This window comes from Cedecea colo (assembly GCF_011808225.1).
In the GTDB taxonomy this organism is placed as follows: domain Bacteria; phylum Pseudomonadota; class Gammaproteobacteria; order Enterobacterales; family Enterobacteriaceae; genus Dryocola; species Dryocola colo.
Map to the genome: position 1 here is coordinate 42241 of NZ_SOYS01000011.1, position 16121 is coordinate 58361.

15 protein-coding genes are annotated in these 16121 nt (G+C 54.6%); 12 read left to right on the forward strand and 3 right to left on the reverse strand.

Annotated elements, in window-relative coordinates; genetic code table 11:
• The first annotated feature begins 77 nt into the window (after positions 1 to 77).
• Together ubiC and ubiA are read left to right on the forward strand one after the other, a co-directional pair.
• A complete protein-coding gene (gene ubiC / locus E2L00_RS18645) occupies positions 78 to 587 on the forward strand; it encodes a chorismate lyase (protein WP_167614369.1) in 510 nt (169 codons plus the stop codon).
• Complete coding sequence (gene ubiA / locus E2L00_RS18650) at positions 587 to 1459, forward strand: 4-hydroxybenzoate octaprenyltransferase (protein WP_167614371.1); 873 nt, start codon at positions 587 to 589, stop codon at positions 1457 to 1459. The genes ubiC and ubiA overlap by 1 nt, the downstream gene beginning before the upstream one ends.
• Positions 1460 to 1500: 41 nt before the next feature.
• Here ubiA and plsB read toward each other — a convergent pair whose 3' ends face one another.
• The gene (gene plsB / locus E2L00_RS18655; protein ID WP_167614373.1) at positions 1501 to 3933 is read right to left on the reverse strand and encodes a glycerol-3-phosphate 1-O-acyltransferase PlsB; all 2433 of its coding nucleotides are present in this window, start codon (positions 3931 to 3933) and stop codon (positions 1501 to 1503) included.
• A gap of 184 nt (positions 3934 to 4117) precedes the next feature.
• Between plsB and E2L00_RS18660 the strand changes: the two genes are divergently transcribed.
• The 4 genes from E2L00_RS18660 to E2L00_RS18675 all read left to right on the forward strand — a co-directional run bounded on the left by E2L00_RS18660 (position 4118) and on the right by E2L00_RS18675 (position 7081).
• Positions 4118 to 4486, forward strand: coding sequence for a diacylglycerol kinase (locus tag E2L00_RS18660; protein ID WP_167614375.1), 369 nt, complete (start codon positions 4118 to 4120; stop codon positions 4484 to 4486).
• 119 nt (positions 4487 to 4605) lie between these two features.
• Positions 4606 to 5214, forward strand: a complete 609-nt coding sequence (gene lexA / locus E2L00_RS18665; RefSeq protein ID WP_167614377.1) for a transcriptional repressor LexA — start codon at positions 4606 to 4608, stop codon at positions 5212 to 5214.
• Between the two features lie 84 nt (positions 5215 to 5298).
• Positions 5299 to 6633 (forward strand): MATE family efflux transporter DinF, encoded by a 1335-nt coding sequence (dinF, locus tag E2L00_RS18670; RefSeq protein ID WP_167614379.1) that lies wholly within the window; start codon positions 5299 to 5301, stop codon positions 6631 to 6633.
• Positions 6634 to 6871: 238 nt separating this feature from the next.
• Positions 6872 to 7081 carry a CsbD family protein gene (locus tag E2L00_RS18675; protein WP_167614522.1) on the forward strand — a complete coding sequence of 70 codons (210 nt, stop codon included), beginning with the start codon at positions 6872 to 6874 and terminating at the stop codon, positions 7079 to 7081.
• A gap of 71 nt (positions 7082 to 7152) precedes the next feature.
• Here the strand turns inward: E2L00_RS18675 and zur are convergent, their stop codons facing one another.
• Complete coding sequence (gene zur / locus E2L00_RS18680) at positions 7153 to 7671, reverse strand: zinc uptake transcriptional repressor Zur (RefSeq protein ID WP_167614381.1); 519 nt, start codon at positions 7669 to 7671, stop codon at positions 7153 to 7155.
• Between the two features lie 111 nt (positions 7672 to 7782).
• On the opposite strand from zur, the gene E2L00_RS18685 reads away from it, so the two are divergent.
• From E2L00_RS18685 to dusA, 3 genes are all read left to right on the forward strand, one after another.
• Complete coding sequence (locus E2L00_RS18685; protein WP_167614383.1) at positions 7783 to 8274, forward strand: cupin domain-containing protein; 492 nt, start codon at positions 7783 to 7785, stop codon at positions 8272 to 8274.
• A gap of 182 nt (positions 8275 to 8456) precedes the next feature.
• Positions 8457 to 9764: a conjugal transfer protein TraF gene (locus E2L00_RS18690; protein WP_167614385.1), complete on the forward strand. Its 1308-nt coding sequence runs from the start codon at positions 8457 to 8459 to the stop codon at positions 9762 to 9764.
• Between the two features lie 95 nt (positions 9765 to 9859).
• A complete protein-coding gene (gene dusA, locus E2L00_RS18695; protein WP_167614387.1) occupies positions 9860 to 10858 on the forward strand; it encodes a tRNA dihydrouridine(20/20a) synthase DusA in 999 nt (332 codons plus the stop codon).
• Between the two features lie 214 nt (positions 10859 to 11072).
• On the opposite strand, the gene E2L00_RS18700 is transcribed toward dusA, so the two are convergent.
• Positions 11073 to 12056 carry a quinone oxidoreductase gene (locus tag E2L00_RS18700; RefSeq protein WP_167614389.1) on the reverse strand — a complete coding sequence of 328 codons (984 nt, stop codon included), beginning with the start codon at positions 12054 to 12056 and terminating at the stop codon, positions 11073 to 11075.
• Between the two features lie 81 nt (positions 12057 to 12137).
• On the opposite strand from E2L00_RS18700, the gene dnaB reads away from it, so the two are divergent.
• From dnaB to tyrB, 3 genes are all read left to right on the forward strand, one after another.
• Positions 12138 to 13544, forward strand: coding sequence for a replicative DNA helicase (gene dnaB / locus E2L00_RS18705; protein ID WP_167614391.1), 1407 nt, complete (start codon positions 12138 to 12140; stop codon positions 13542 to 13544).
• Between the two features lie 111 nt (positions 13545 to 13655).
• Entirely contained in the window at positions 13656 to 14735 is a 1080-nt protein-coding gene (alr, locus tag E2L00_RS18710; RefSeq protein WP_167614393.1) for an alanine racemase, read from the forward strand.
• Between the two features lie 113 nt (positions 14736 to 14848).
• Entirely contained in the window at positions 14849 to 16042 is a 1194-nt protein-coding gene (tyrB, locus tag E2L00_RS18715) for an aromatic amino acid transaminase (protein ID WP_167614395.1), read from the forward strand.
• The last annotated feature ends 79 nt before the right edge of the window (positions 16043 to 16121 follow it).

Genomic DNA, 16121 nt, shown 5'->3' on the forward strand with positions numbered 1-16121 from the left:
TATTGTTGCGCTTTGCCTGCCACGTTGTGCCCATTCTGCGTTACAATGACCTCAGGTTATGTATCGGAGAATTCCCCATGTCTGAGGCGCTATCGCAATTGCGCGCCCTGCGCTTCTTCGCTGAAGTCCCTGACGGGTTAAGCGCCGCTTTCCTTGACTGGCTTTTGCTTGAAGATTCAATGACAAAGCGTTTTGAACAACATTGTTCGCGCGTTACGGTCGACATCATACGCGAAGGCTTTGTGAGCGCGGATGAGCAGCTGCCCGAAGCCGAAATGCTTCCTCCCGCCCAACGTTTCTGGTTACGTGAAATACTATTATGTGGGGACGGCGTGCCGTGGCTCGTCGGGCGCACGGTGGTACCTGAAGCCACGCTGGATGGCCCCGAAATGGCTTTACAGAAGCTGGGAACCACGCCGCTTGGGCGCTATCTTTTTAGTTCATCAACTCTGACGCGCGATTTTATTCAGATTGGCCGCAGCGCGGAGCTGTGGGGGCGTCGTTCCCGTCTGAGACTGTCCGATAAGCCTTTGCTGCTCACCGAACTGTTTCTGCCTGCATCTCCGCTTTACGAAGAGGAAAAATAATGGAGTGGAGTCTGACACAAGGAAAGTACCAGGCGTATATGCGCCTGATGCGGCTGGATAAGCCTATTGGATCGCTGTTATTGCTCTGGCCAACGCTATGGGCCCTGTGGCTGGCGTCGCCCGGCGTACCGCCGCTGTCGATTTTAGCGGTGTTTATCGCTGGCGTCTGGATGATGCGCGCCGCCGGCTGTGTGGTGAACGATTATGCCGACCGCAAATTCGACGGTCACGTAAAGCGTACGGCCCATCGCCCTTTGCCGAGCGGGGCGGTAAGCGAGAAAGAAGCCCGCATGCTTTTTGTGTGCCTGGTGCTGCTCTCGTTTTTGCTGGTGCTGACGCTTAACACCATGACGATTTTGCTGTCGGTGGCGGCGCTTGCGCTGGCCTGGGTATACCCGTTTATGAAGCGCTACACGCACTTGCCGCAGGTAGTGCTGGGCGCCGCGTTTGGCTGGTCAATTCCGATGGCCTTCGCCGCCGTGAGCGAAAGCGTGCCGCTCAGCTGCTGGCTAATGTTCCTGGCGAATATCTGCTGGGCGGTAGCCTATGACACACAATACGCGATGGTTGATCGGGATGATGACCTCAAAATCGGCATTAAATCTACCGCCATTCTTTTTGGTCGCTATGACAAGCTGATCATCGGTATTTTGCAGGTTGTGGTGCTGGCGCTGATGGCGTTGATTGGCTGGCTGAACGGCCTGGGCGGGGCGTTTTATTGGTCAATTGGCCTTGCGGGTGCGTTGTTTATCCATCAACAGTGGCTGATTGCGGGTCGCGATCGCGATGCCTGCTTTAAAGCCTTCCTCAATAACAACTACGTTGGATTGGTGCTGTTTATCGGGCTGGCGTTAAGCTTAATGCACTTCTGACGTTCACAAAAAAACAGGCGGGTTTCCCCGCCTGTTTGCCGTTACTCCGCCACCGCTACCTGCGACGTTGCGCTTTCAATGGTTAAACGCACATCCGACGTCACCAGCTCGGCCAGCATCTGGTAAACCCTCATCGTTTCTGTCGGCTCCGCATCGCCGGTATCGCTGATATAACCTTCGTCGCGTAGCGTCAGCACCAGAGAGGTAAAGACAGCCTTATCGAAGAACTCCGGCGCATTGATACCGTGCAGCATCGAAAGACGCTGCGCCACGGTACGGCTCTCACGTTCAAGCGTGCCGCGGTTGATCGATGGGTTGGCGCTCAGCAGCCAGAAGGTAATGGCATAACGCTGTAGCGTTTCGCGCACGCCCGCCGCCAGAAGCTGCAGGGTACGAGAGCGTGCCGGGTTAATCTGCACCTCTTCGCCGTTTATTGTCACCAGACCCTGACGCACCATTTCATTCATCAGCGCGTCGATTTCCGTGACCAGCTCTTCTTTTTCCCAGCGCAGGAACAGCTCGGCTTTCAGCATTGGATAAAGCACTTCTACCTGACGCAGCAGTTCGGTACGGCCGATATGACGGTGCTGCGTAACTATCGCAGCCAGCAACGACGGCAACACCAGCATGTGCATGATGTTGTTACGGTAGTACGTCATCAGCACGGCCTGCTCGCGCGGCAGAATGATGATATCGCCGATGGTGTCTTTTTCGACCTCGAACTTGTTCATCTGCAGCGCGTGTTCGATAAGCGCATCTGCGTTTTGTTCCGGTGCTGTGGCATCTGGCGAATACGGCACGTTACGCAGCAGGCTGAGGTAGCAATCGAGCTGCTCGGTCAACTGCTCACGAGTCAGTGAACGCTGACGCGAAGCCAGCAGCGCGGTACAGCACAGGTTCATGGCATTTGCCGCCCCCGCGTTGTTGATACGCACCATCAGTTCGGCGGCGATTTCGTTCACCGTTGGCGTTAACCACGCCGGGCGCACCGCCTCGATAGGATCGATAGAGTCGCGCCACTCCGGTACACGCTGGTTAAGGAAGGTCATCAGCGGCATAGGCTCGCCAAAGTTAACGTAACCCTGGCCGAGATTACGCAGCTTGCTTAAGCCCCGTAACATCGACATAAAACCTTCTTTTTCTTTGGTGGCGCCGCGTAGCTCTTTGGCGTAAGTGCCCACTTCCATCACGTGCTCGTAACCAATGTAAATAGGCACTAACGTAATCGGGCGTGTGCCGCCGCGTAACATAGCCTGAATGGTCATCGACAGCGTGCCGGTTTTCGGATCCAGCAAACGGCCGGTACGTGAACGGCCGCCTTCCACAAAGTATTCAACGGAATAGCCGCGGCTGAACAGCTCGCCGAGGTATTCACGGAACACGGTGGAGTAGAGCTTGCTGCCCTTAAAGGTACGGCGGATGAAGAACGCGCCCAGGCGACGGAAAATCGGGCCTGCCGGCCAGAAGTTCAGGTTGATACCCGCCGCGATATGCGGAGGCACCAGCCCCTGGTGATAAAGCACGTAAGACAACAACATATAGTCCATATGGCTGCGGTGGCAGGGCACATAAACGATTTCATGTCCGTCGTGAGCCAGCTGACGCACTCGCTCGGCGTTGTGGACATTGATGCCCTGATACAGGCGGTTCCACGTCAGTCCCAGCACGCGGTCTGTCAGCCGGATGGCTTCGTAGGAGAAGTTCGCCGCAATCTCTTCCATCAGCGCCACAGCGTTCTGCTGGGCTTTTTCATGGGAGATTTTCTTGCTGCGCGCTTCGTCTTCTACGGCCCGGGCAATAGCTTTGGATGCCAGAAGCTTGTTAAACAGATCCTGGCGTACCGGCAGACGTGGCCCGATAGTGGCCAGACGCTGCCGGGCAAAGTGCATTCGCGCCACGCGTGCCAGCTTCTGAGCGATGCGCTTGTCGGTGCCGTGTTCGGTGGCCATTCTGCGTAGTGAAACGGGCGCGGAAAAACGTACGAAGCTATCGCGCCCAAGCCAGGATACCGCGAAGAATTTCTGTATGCCGTTCAGCATACGCAGCGGCGGATTGATTTCGCCTTTTTCGCGGCCCGGAGAGCGGCCAAACATTACCGATACCGGCACCATCTGCACATCCAGATTCGGATTGCTGCGGTGCAGATCGAGATAGTCGTGGAAGAGCTTAATAGACTCTTCCTTCGGCGTGTAATAGGTGAAGACTCGCGGGCCGCTGTGGATAAAGACATAGCGCGGCAGAACCGCTCCGTCTATTTCCAGCGGTTCGAGCGGATCGGGTAAATCATGTGCGAGGCATTGCGCGCGTAGCGTCAACAAGTCCGCCTTAGAGTTATAAGGCAGAACGTACATAATAGGGCGTGTGGTATCCAGGCCCAGCTCGGCTTGAGGATCTGCCGGTATGGACTTGCTCTTTACCAGAACGCTTAATGGTAAATTAAGTAATTTGTAGTAAATTCTTGGCCAGCCTGACATAAACGATGTAAAGCCTCAGGTTAATAGTGCAAATTCGCCGCAAGAATATCAGAAACTGCATAAGATTTCTGTGGCGCTGCGATTTTCCCCGTCACGGCTCAAGTTACCGGATTCCGGATTAAAACTTGAAGAGTGAAGGGTATTGATAAGCATTGACGCTTTTATTTTAAAAAGGTTTCCCAACATGGCGAATAACACCGCTGGATTTACACGTATTATCAAGGCCGCCGGTTATTCCTGGAAAGGCCTGCGCGCCGCCTGGATTAACGAAGCCGCCTTCCGTCAGGAAGGGGTTGCCGCGGTTATTGCCATCGCCGTCGCCTGCTGGCTGGACGTCGATCCCATCATCCGTATTTTGCTTATCGGTTCCGTTGTGCTGGTGATGATTGTCGAAATACTTAACAGCGCCATTGAAGCTTTGGTTGACCGTGTCGGCACGGATTATCACGAGCTTTCAGGGCGGGCAAAAGATATGGGTTCAGCCGCTGTCCTGATTGCCATTATCCTCGCCGTGTTCACCTGGGTCACGCTGCTATGGCAGCATTGGCGATAATTTGCGAGAGCCTTTCCAGATTATGATAAGACCCTGGTTTTTTACTCAATATATGGTTTCAAATTCACCTTTGACTGTATATACTCACAGCATAACTGTATAAACACCCAGGGGGCGGAATGAAAGCTTTAACTACCAGGCAGCAAGAGGTGTTTGATCTCATTCGGGATCATATCAGCCAGACCGGCATGCCACCGACGCGTGCCGAGATTGCTCAACGTCTGGGGTTCCGTTCTCCAAACGCGGCAGAAGAGCACCTTAAGGCGTTAGCCCGCAAAGGCGTTATCGAAATTGTTTCCGGCGCTTCGCGCGGTATTCGGCTTCTGGTTGAAGAAGAAACCGGTGTTCCGCTGGTAGGGCGCGTGGCAGCTGGCGAACCGCTGTTGGCGCAGCAACATATCGAAGGTCACTACCAGGTCGACCCATCGCTGTTCAAACCGAACGCCGATTTCCTGCTGCGTGTAAGCGGCATGTCCATGAAAGACATCGGTATTCTCGATGGCGATCTGTTGGCGGTGCATAAAACGCAAGACGTGCGTAACGGCCAGGTAGTTGTGGCACGCATTGACGATGAAGTTACGGTGAAACGGCTGAAAAAGCAGGGAAACACCGTACAGCTGCTGCCGGAAAACAGCGAGTTTGCACCCATCGTTGTCGATCTTCGCGAACAAAATTTCAGCATCGAAGGGCTGGCCGTCGGGGTGATCCGCAACGGCGACTGGCTGTAACCCCATCGCTTCCCGCATTTTGTGATGCGCTTTTGCCGCGCATCACCCTATTATTCTCTTCTTTTATTCGCTCTGGATCCCCGTATGCGTTTCTTCTCGTCGACGGATAAAGCGCTCTGGCGCCTCGCATTACCGATGATTTTCTCCAATATCACTGTTCCGCTGCTTGGGCTGGTGGACACCGCGGTCATCGGGCATCTGGATAGCCCTGTTTATCTTGGCGGGGTAGCCGTTGGCGCAACGGCCACCAGTTTTCTCTTCATGCTGCTTCTGTTTTTACGTATGAGTACCACGGGGTTAACGGCTCAGGCATTTGGGGCGAATAACCCTGCGGCGCTGGCTCGTGCACTCGTCCAGCCGTTGCTGATGGCGCTGGCGGCCGGTATTGTCATCATCGTGCTGCGTTATCCCCTGATTACGCTTGCGCTTAATATCGTTGGCGGAAACGACCAGGTGCTTATGCAGGCTCAGCGCTTCCTTGAAATCCGCTGGCTGAGCGCGCCCGCTTCTTTAGCCAACCTTGTGCTGCTCGGCTGGCTGCTTGGCGTACAGTATGCGCGCGCCCCTGTTATCCTGCTGATTGTCGGCAACGTACTGAATATTGTGCTTGATATCTGGCTGGTCATGGGCCTGCACATGAATGTGCAGGGCGCCGCGCTGGCAACGGTTATTGCAGAATACGCCACTCTTGTTATCGGCTTACTCATGGTGATGAAAGTGCTGGGCATGCGGGGAATCGATTTCTCAATGCTGAAAACCGCATGGCGGGGAAACATACGCCGCCTGCTGGCGTTAAACCGGGATATCATGCTGCGTTCGTTGCTATTGCAGCTTTGCTTTGCCTCGGTGACGGTTTTCGGCGCTCGTCTGGGCAGTGAAGTGGTGGCGGTCAACGCCGTATTGATGACGCTGCTAACCTTTACCGCCTATGCGCTGGACGGGTTTGCCTATGCGGTAGAGGCGCATTCTGGTCAGGCCTATGGCGCGCGCAGCGGCGGCCAGCTATTAAGTGTCTGGCAGGCAGCCTGCCGCCAGGCGGGCCTGGTCGCGCTAAGTTTTACGCTGGTGTATGCCCTGTTTGGCGAAAACATCGTCGCCATGTTGACTTCGCTACCGGAATTGCAGCAGCAGGCGGACCGCTACCTGTACTGGCAAATGGTTCTGCCGGTCGTGGGGGTCTGGTGTTATCTGCTGGATGGCATGTTTATAGGCGCTACTCGCGGTGCCCAGATGCGTAACAGTATGGCGGTTGCCGCCGCGGGCTTTGGCCTGACGCTGCTGAGCGTTCCCTGGCTTGGTAATCACGGCCTGTGGCTTGCTGTAGCGGTGTTTCTTGCCCTGCGTGGGCTATCGCTGGGCTGGATCTGGCGACGCCACTGGCGGCACGATACCTGGTTCCAGGCTGAAAGTCATAGTTAGTTACAACTACTGATGCGCTTTTACCTTCCTCTCAGCGCGCTGATTTGCCGTCAGATTCTGGCGCAAACCGGCGCGTCTCCTGCTGGCCGAATGGTTCAATATTCTTAATTACCGCCTTGATGCCGGATACTTGCCTATAATTATTATCACGTCCAGCAGATAGCGGTTGTGGCCAGACGGCTTCACCGGGACGATATTAATTTTTAGCGATTCTTCACCGAACGATGAGGATATTATGATGAATAAAGACGAAATCGGCGGTAACTGGAAGCAATTCAAAGGCAACGTGAAAGAAAAATGGGGCAAGCTTACGGACGATGATATGACCGTCATTGAAGGTAAACGCGATCAGTTAGTGGGTAAAATCCAGGAACGTTATGGTTCATCCAAAGATGAAGCAGAGAAAGAGGTTGTTGACTGGGAAACCCGTAATAACTACCGCTGGTAGCCTGCATAACCCTCAGTTGTGCTAGTTCTTAAAGACTATCCTGCCCGGGTACAGGGATGTACCGTCCCACCTTAACGCACCTTCTTTTTAATCTGTACCGAGTGGTCATGGCTGCTACAGCCTTCTTTATGACCGCATGCCTCTACTTCAGAACAGGCAGAACATAAGCCATGCGCTTCAATAACGTTGTGACGTAATGCAAAGCCCATTTTTGCAGCGAGCTTATGCATAATATCTTCCACACCCTGGGCAGCCTCTTCTTTTACCACACCGCAACGCTCACAGATAAACATGGCTGAAGAGTGGGTCGGCTGGTCTATTAAATTGCACAGCACATAACTATTGGCAGACTCTACGCGATGAACAAAACCCTGCTCCAGCAGGAAATCAAGCGCGCGGTAGACGGTTGGCGGTTTGGCCTGAGGTTCGCTGACGCGCAGCAAGTCCAGCAAATCGTAAGCGCTGATGGCGCCGGTCTGTAACGTCATCAGACGCAGCACTTCCAGACGTTGCGGCGTCAGGCGCACATTGCGCTGTGCGCAAAGCTTTTCAGCCTGCGCTAACACGTGTTGTGAACTCGTCGTATCCATCAGCATTCCTCGATTATGTAGCCCTTCACTTTACCATAAAAGCAGCAAAAACGCCGAATGCTGGTCCATACTGGCAGTGACTTACCTCAAAATTCTCCCACCGGAGCCGTTATGCAAAAACCAGACTGTATCCGTCACTGGCGCGAACTGGAAAGTGCAGATGAACCTCATTATCCCGACAGCAATGAACGCTTTGCTATTGGTGCGCCCCTTGCCCGTCGCCTTGGTCTATCCCGGCTTGGTATTCATCACGTGCGCCTGCCGCCCGGAAGAAGAACCTCCTGGCCTCATGCCGAAAGCAGCGAAGAAGAGTTTGCTTATGTGATAGAGGGACATCCACAAGTATGGATCAACGGTAATCTCTATCAACTGGAACCGGGAGACAGCGTGGGTTTCCCCGCAGGGACGGGGATTTGCCATACCTTTATAAACAATACCGAGCATGAAGCCCGTTTGCTGGTAGTTGGCGAGGCTAACAAAGAGGAAAACCGCGTTTATTACCCTATGAACTCCGGTTATGCCGCCACACGCAAGGATCGCTGGATAGACCATCCCCCACAATTTTTTGGTCCTCATGATGGACAACCCTCCCGAAAATCGTGAAGTAAACTATAAATAAACTGCATGGAAATATTGAAACGATAACCCGTATGGATAGAAACGGGAGCCCGATGGGTGAAATAGTCTTTTTTAAGCTCGTTATTCGCAGCAATAGTCCGCCTCTGTTAAGTCTCAACTGGCAGGGGTTAGTTATTACCTATGATAAACAGACGGACGAGCGGTAAATGAAAAAAATTAAAACTCTGGTGGCGCTTAGCGCCGCCTCTTTGTTGGTGGCAAATTCGGCCCATGCGGCTGGTACATGGGCGGAAGCACGTAGTGATGCGATGGGTGGAACAGGGGTTGCTTCCGGTAGTTACGGCAGCGGCGCGCTGATTAACCCGGCTTTGCTGGCGAAGGCGCAACAAGAAGACAGGGTGACGGTAATATTACCTTCCGTCAGCGCGCAACTTACCGATAAAGATAATCTTCAGGACCAGATCGATGACATCAGCGATAAGGTTGATAATTACGAAGACGTCATTGATGACCTTACCCTGCAGGATATTCTTCTTAATCCTGAAGGTACGCTGAACCAGTTCCAGGGGGCTGCGGGTGATTTGGCGGGCGAGCTGGAAAGCCTGCGGGGCAAAACGGCTCGCGCTAAAGCGGCCGCTGGCATCGCGGTGAGCATTCCAAACGACGTGCTGTCGCTGGCGTTTGTCGCTAAAGCCTACGCGCATGCGCGCGTCAGTTCATCAATTGACCAGCGGGATATTGATTATCTGCGCGGCATTGAAGGTTCCGACGCCATTGCGGGAACCGTAGCCGTTAATGCGGCCGTAAATGGCTCCGATGTTATTACGCGCAATCTTAATTCCACCGCATCAGGCCGTGCGGCTATCGTGTCCGATTATGGTATAGCGATGGCAAAACAGTTCATGTTGGGCGACGTACCGGTTTCCGTTGGCGTGACGCCGAAACTGCAGAAAACCTGGCTGTATAATTACACCACCTCGATTTATGCCTACGACAGCGATGACTGGAACAGCAGTCGTTATCGCAACGATGACACCGGCTTTAACATCGATGCAGGCGTGGCGGCAGATTTCGGCGAGCACTGGACGGTAGGTGTAAGCGGGCAGAACCTGGTGTCACGTGATATCGATACCAAAGATATCCGTATTACCAACGGGCGTACCGGCGAGACGCGCAGCTATAAAGATACTTACCAGATAAGCCCGCTGGTCACTGCGGGAGCGGCCTGGCATAACGATCTTGTGACGTTGAGCGCTGACGCCGACCTGACGGAAACCAAGGGCTTCAAAAGCGAAGACAACTCACAGTATGTTGGCGTAGGTGCCGAGGTTCGTCCGCTCTCCTGGCTTGCCGTTCGTGCCGGTTACCGTGCCGATGTAAAAGATAACGACAGCAATGTCTTTACGGGCGGCGTAGGCTTTGCGCCGTTTAACCGCGTTCACGTTGATTTGATGGGCCTGTACGGCGAAGACGAGACCTGGGGGGCTGGCGCACAGCTTAGCGTCACCTTCTGATAAAGGCGTGCCGGGACGAGCAGGTGTCCCGGCGCTGCTTTGTGCTATAGTGGCGACCCGTTTTTAACCGTAACCTGCGTAAACGTTCAGTGATTATGTCCCCACAAAGCAATTCGACTCCTTTCCAGCCGCACCGTTTCTCCATCGCGCCAATGCTCGACTGGACCGACAGGCACTGCCGCTATTTCCTGCGCCAGCTTTCGCGTAACACCCTGCTGTACACCGAGATGGTGACCACCGGGGCGATTATTCACGGTAAAGGCGACTATCTGGCTTACAGCGAGGAAGAGCATCCTGTTGCGTTGCAACTGGGCGGTAGCGATCCGCAGGCGCTGGCGCAGTGCGCGAAACTGGCTGAAGCTCGTGGTTATGACGAAATAAACCTGAACGTAGGCTGCCCGTCTGACCGTGTGCAAAACGGCATGTTCGGCGCGTGCCTGATGGCCGACGCGCAGCGTGTGGCAGATTGCATCAAGGCGATGCGCGACGTGGTGTCCATACCGGTAACGGTCAAAACCCGTATCGGTATCGACGAGCAGGACAGCTACGAATTTCTGTGCGACTTCATTGGCACAGTGGCAGGAAAGGGCGAGTGCGAGATGTTTATCATCCATGCGCGCAAAGCCTGGCTTTCCGGCCTTAGCCCAAAAGAGAACCGCGAAATTCCACCGCTGGACTATCCGCGCGTTTACCAGCTTAAGCGTGATTTTCCGCACCTCACCATGGCCATCAACGGCGGCGTGAAGACGCTGGAAGCGGCCAAAACCCACCTTGAACACCTGGACGGCGTAATGGTCGGCCGTGAGGCGTACCAGAATCCGGGCCTGTTAACAGCGGTCGATCGCGAAATTTTTGGCAGCGATCTGCCGGAAGTAGATACGGTAGCAGCGGTGCGCGCCATGTATCCTTACATTGAGCGTGAACTGGCAAACGGCGCTTATCTGGGCCACATCACGCGCCATATGCTCGGCCTGTTCCAGGGCATTCCCGGCGCGCGCCAGTGGCGTCGTTATCTAAGCGAAAATGCGCATAAAGCCGGTGCGGGGATTGCAGTGGTGGAACATGCTTTATCGCTGGTCGCGAACAGGCGCTAACTTTGTAACGTAATAACCGTACGGAACGCTAAGGTATTGCGGCGTTGATCACAACCTCACATTTTTGTGATTAGCTTTTCCGCCGCTGTCGTATCTATTGTTTTGTAAATCTGACACTATGAGCGCGTTGCAACAAAGAATTCATCGTCGCTGTACCCTACAAAACAGCACGAACAAAAAAAGAATGGGCTTCCCTCGGGAGGCCCAAATTCTTTTATGGAATCAACAAGCTGGAACCTTGCGTCGAACGGCTTTCCAGAGTTTCATGCGCACGGGCCGCGTCTTTCAGGGCAAATTTCTGGTTCTGCGCCACGTCCACTTTTATTACGCCGCTGGCAATCAGCGGGAACAGTTCGTTGCAGGCTTCCTCCAGTTCTTCGCGGGTAGTAATGTAACCATTCAGTGACGGACGTGTAACATACAGCGAACCTTTCTGATTAAGTATGCCGAGGTTCACTCCGGTAACCGGCCCGGACGCATTGCCAAAGCTCACCATCAAACCCTGGCGTTGCAGACAATCAAGCGACGCTTCCCAGGTATCCTTTCCTACCGAGTCATAAACCACCGCGACTTTCTTGCCGCCGGTGATCTCTTTCACGCGTTCGACAATATTTTCTTCGCGATAGTTAATGACTTGCCAGGCTCCGGCCTGTTTTGCGCGTTCCGCTTTTTCAGCAGAACCAACGGTGCCGATAAGTTTTGCGCCTAATGCTTTCGCCCACTGGCAGGCAATCAGACCCACGCCGCCCGCCGCAGCATGGAATAAAAAGACATCGTTTGGTTTCACTTCGTAGGTTTTGCGCAGCAGATAGTAAACCGTCAAACCTTTCAGGAAAGAAGCGGCGGCCTGCTCAAAGGAGATGGCATCGGGGAGCTTAGCCGTTTTATCAGCCGGCACGTTATGCACGCTGCTGTATGCGCCAGCCCCTGACTGGGCATACACCACCCGGTCACCCGCTTTTAAATGCGTGACATCGCTACCGACTTTGCTCACAACGCCTGCCGCTTCTGTACCCAGCCCGCTTGGCAGCATTGGCGGTGGGTATAATCCGCTGCGAATATAAGTATCAATGTAGTTGATACCAATGGCTTTATTTTCAACCTGGACTTCATCGGCTGCCGGATCGTGCGGCGTGAATTCAACTGCTTTGAGCACGTCCGGGCCGCCGTGCTGGCTAAACTCTATACGCGTTGCCATAGTTTCTCCTTTGGTCGCGATCGCGACACGCTTTCGGGTATACTGCCTTGTTGTCACTCCCAAACAGGTAACTCCCTCACTATGGCAGGAAATAAACCCTTCAACAAACCGAACGAAACCCGTGACCGTCAGATGGAAGGGCTGAAAATGCCGCCACATTCTCTGGAAGCGGAGCAGTCGGTATTGGGTGGTTTAATGCTGGACAACGAACGCTGGGACAATGTCTCCGAGCGCGTCGTTGCCAATGATTTTTTCAGCCGCCCGCACCGCATGATCTTCACCGAAATGCAGCGCCTGCTGGAAATGAGCAAGCCTATCGATCTCATCACGCTCTCTGAATCCCTTGAACTGCAAGGCAATCTCGAAAGCGTAGGCGGCTTTGCTTATCTGGCTGAATTATCTAAAAATACGCCAAGTGCGGCGAATATCAGCGCTTATGCGGATATCGTCCGTGAACGGGCGGTAGTGCGTGAAATGATCGCCGTGGCGAATGAAATCGCCGATGCAGGTTATGACCCGCAGGGCCGCACCAGCGAAGATTTGCTCGACCTCGCCGAATCACGCGTTTTCCAGATTGCCGAAAACCGCGCTAATAAAGATGAAGGTCCAAAAAGCATCGATCAAATCCTTGAAGCGACGGTGTCGCGTATCGAATCGCTTTACCAGACCCCGCACGACGGCGTGACGGGCGTGGACACCGGCTATCAGGATCTGAACAAGAAAACCGCCGGGTTGCAGAAATCGGATCTGATTATCGTGGCGGCGCGTCCGTCGATGGGGAAAACCACCTTTGCGATGAACCTGTGCGAAAACGCCGCCATGCTGCAGGAAAAACCGGTGCTTATCTTCAGCCTGGAAATGCCCGGCGAGCAGATCATGATGCGTATGCTGGCGTCGCTCTCGCGCGTGGATCAAACCAAAATCCGTACCGGGCAGTTGGATGACGAAGACTGGGCGCGCATTTCGAGCACCATGGGCATCCTGCTTGAGAAGCGCAATATGTATATTGATGACTCCTCTGGCCTGACGCCAACGGAGGTTCGCTCCCGTGCGCGCCGTATCTATCGCGAGGCGGGCGGTCTGAGCATGATCATGATTGATTACCTCCAGCTGATGCGCGTACCGTCGCTTTCCGATAACCGTACGCTGGAAATCGCTGAAATTTCACGCTCGCTCAAAGCGCTGGCCAAGGAGCTACAGGTGCCGGTGGTAGCGCTTTCGCAGCTTAACCGCTCGCTGGAACAACGAGCCGATAAGCGCCCGGTTAACTCGGACCTGCGTGAGTCTGGATCTATCGAGCAGGATGCCGACTTAATCATGTTTATCTACCGTGATGAAGTTTATAACGACAACAGTGACGAGAAAGGCATCGCGCAAATTATTATTGGTAAGCAGCGTAACGGCCCAATCGGCACGGTGCGCTTAACCTTTAACGGGCAGTGGTCGCGGTTCGACAACTACGCAGGCCCGCAGTACGACGAAGATTAAAATCCTCGTTATCCCGGCGGGGGCGCGCTGCCTACCCGCCTGACATTTTTCGTAGGGTGGATAAGCGCAGCGCCATCCACCACTCTGGTAAACATTGAGCAAGGAAGAAACATGCAAGCGGCAACCGTTGTTATTAACCGCCGCGCTCTGCGACACAACCTGCAACGCCTGCGTGAACTGGCCCCCGCCAGCCGCATGGTGGCGATTGTGAAAGCAAACGCCTACGGGCATGGTCTGCTTGAGACCGCCCGCGCCCTCCCTGACGCCGATGCTTTCGGCGTTGCCAGACTCGAAGAAGCGGTACGTCTGCGCGCGGGAGGCATTTCACACCCCATTCTTCTGCTTGAAGGCTTCTTTGACGCCAGCGACCTGCCAAAGATTGCCGGGCAAAACTTACAAACTGTTGTTCACAGCATTGAACAGCTTGAAGCCCTTGAGCAGGCCAGCCTGAGCCAGCCGATTACCGTGTGGATGAAGCTGGATACGGGCATGCACCGTCTGGGCGTGCTGCCCCACGAAGCCGAGGCTTTTTATCAACGCCTGACACGCTGTAAAAATGTCAGCCAGCCGGTAAATATCGTTAGCCATTTTGCCCGGGCCGATGAACCAGAATCTGACGCCACGCCGCGACAGTTAGCTGTCTTTAATACCTTCATCGCCGGCAAACCTGGGCAGAGATCCATCGCCGCCTCTGGTGGCGTCCTGCTGTGGCCGCAGTCGCACTTCGACTGGGTGCGTCCGGGCATTATCCTCTACGGTGTATCTCCCCTTGAGCACAAGCCGTGGGGCGCGGACTTTGGCTTCCTGCCGGTGATGTCGCTCACCTCCAGCCTGATTGCGGTGCGCAACCACAAAGCCGGCGAGCCGGTGGGTTACGGCGGTACGTGGGTTGCCGGGCGCGATACCCGGCTGGGCGTCGTGGCGATGGGTTATGGCGACGGCTACCCACGCAGCGCGCCGTCAGGAACGCCCGTGTTGGTCAATGGTCGCGAAGTGCCGATTGTTGGACGCGTAGCGATGGACATGATTTGTGTCGATCTCGGCCCGGATGCGGAAGAGAAAGTCGGCGATAAAGTGATGATGTGGGGCGCAGGCCTGCCCGTCGAGCGCATTGCTGAAATCACGAAAGTGAGCGCTTACGAACTTATCACGCGCCTGACGTCAAGAGTAGCAATGGAGTATCTGGACTAGACCTTTTCTTTCCTCGCCTCACAGGGCGAGGGAAAATACAAACCTCTCGATTTCTTCCCGGCTTCCGGTTTACATTGGTTATCCGCCACACTGTAAACCAGGAGTACCTCACCGTGTTTCAAAAAGTTGACGCCTATGCTGGCGACCCGATCCTTTCTTTAATGGAACGTTTCAAAGTGGACCCGCGTGTCGACAAGGTTAACCTCAGCATTGGCCTCTATTACAACGAAGACGGGACAATCCCGCAGCTACAGGCCGTGGCAGAAGCCGAAGCCCGGCTGAACGCGCAGCCGCACGGCGCTTCTCTTTATTTGCCGATGGAAGGGCTGAATACCTACCGCAGCGCAATTGCACCTTTGCTGTTCGGGGCCGGGCATCCGGCATTGCTGGCAGGGCGTATTGCTTCTATTCAGACGCTGGGCGGCTCCGGCGCGCTGAAAGTGGGCGCTGATTTCCTGAAAACGTATTTTCCCGATTCGCAGGTTTGGGTCAGCGATCCCACCTGGGAGAACCACGTCGCCATCTTTGCTGGCGCAGGCTTCACCGTGAATACTTATCCGTGGTTTGACGATGAAACCAACGGAGTGCGTTTCGAAGCCCTGCTTGAGAAGCTCAACACCTTACCTGCGCAAAGCGTTGTGCTGCTGCATCCGTGCTGCCACAACCCAACCGGCGCGGACCTGACGGACGCCCAGTGGGACGCCGTTATTGAAATTCTTAAAGCGCGTGACCTGATTCCATTCCTCGACATCGCCTATCAGGGCTTCGGCGCGGGAATGGAAGACGATGCCTATGCGATTCGCGCTATTGCGAACGCGGGCCTGCCGGCGCTGGTCAGCAACTCATTCTCAAAGATTTTTTCACTGTACGGTGAGCGCGTCGGCGGGTTGTCCGTGGTTTGTGAGGATGCAGATGAAGCAAACCGTGTGCTCGGGCAGTTGAAGGCTACCGTGCGCCGCAACTACTCCAGCCCACCAAACTTTGGTGCGCAGGTAGTGGCCACCGTCCTGAATGACGAGCAGCTTAAAGCCAACTGGCTGGCGGAAGTCGAAACGATGCGTCGTCGCATCCTCGATATGCGCCAGGCTTTGGTTTCCGTGCTGAAGACCGAAGTGCCAGGGCGTAACTTTGACTATCTGCTGCAACAGCGCGGCATGTTCAGCTATACCGGCCTGAGCGCAGAGCAGGTTGACCGTCTGCGTGATGAGTTTGGCGTTTACCTGATTGCCAGCGGCCGTATGTGCGTTGCCGGTCTGAACAGCAACAACGTCCAGCGCGTTGCGCAGGCGTTTGCCGCTGTCATGTAAGCGCTTATTTACCACCTTTCAATAGGCGATGGTCACCCATCGCCTTTTTCTATGACAAATTCCACGTAAAGTTATCCAG

Excerpts from the sequence above, each read along its gene's own strand:
- ubiC (WP_167614369.1), top strand. The coding sequence starts at position 78 with ATGTCTGAGGCGCTATCGCAATTGCGCGCCCTGCGCTTCTTCGCTGAA.
- ubiA (WP_167614371.1), top strand. The coding sequence starts at position 587 with ATGGAGTGGAGTCTGACACAAGGAAAGTACCAGGCGTATATGCGCCTG.
- plsB (WP_167614373.1), bottom strand. The coding sequence starts at position 3,933 with ATGTCAGGCTGGCCAAGAATTTACTACAAATTACTTAATTTACCATTA.
- E2L00_RS18660 (WP_167614375.1), top strand. The coding sequence starts at position 4,118 with ATGGCGAATAACACCGCTGGATTTACACGTATTATCAAGGCCGCCGGT.
- lexA (WP_167614377.1), top strand. The coding sequence starts at position 4,606 with ATGAAAGCTTTAACTACCAGGCAGCAAGAGGTGTTTGATCTCATTCGG.
- dinF (WP_167614379.1), top strand. The coding sequence starts at position 5,299 with ATGCGTTTCTTCTCGTCGACGGATAAAGCGCTCTGGCGCCTCGCATTA.
- E2L00_RS18675 (WP_167614522.1), top strand. The coding sequence starts at position 6,872 with ATGAATAAAGACGAAATCGGCGGTAACTGGAAGCAATTCAAAGGCAAC.
- zur (WP_167614381.1), bottom strand. The coding sequence starts at position 7,671 with ATGGATACGACGAGTTCACAACACGTGTTAGCGCAGGCTGAAAAGCTT.
- E2L00_RS18685 (WP_167614383.1), top strand. The coding sequence starts at position 7,783 with ATGCAAAAACCAGACTGTATCCGTCACTGGCGCGAACTGGAAAGTGCA.
- E2L00_RS18690 (WP_167614385.1), top strand. The coding sequence starts at position 8,457 with ATGAAAAAAATTAAAACTCTGGTGGCGCTTAGCGCCGCCTCTTTGTTG.
- dusA (WP_167614387.1), top strand. The coding sequence starts at position 9,860 with ATGTCCCCACAAAGCAATTCGACTCCTTTCCAGCCGCACCGTTTCTCC.
- E2L00_RS18700 (WP_167614389.1), bottom strand. The coding sequence starts at position 12,056 with ATGGCAACGCGTATAGAGTTTAGCCAGCACGGCGGCCCGGACGTGCTC.
- dnaB (WP_167614391.1), top strand. The coding sequence starts at position 12,138 with ATGGCAGGAAATAAACCCTTCAACAAACCGAACGAAACCCGTGACCGT.
- alr (WP_167614393.1), top strand. The coding sequence starts at position 13,656 with ATGCAAGCGGCAACCGTTGTTATTAACCGCCGCGCTCTGCGACACAAC.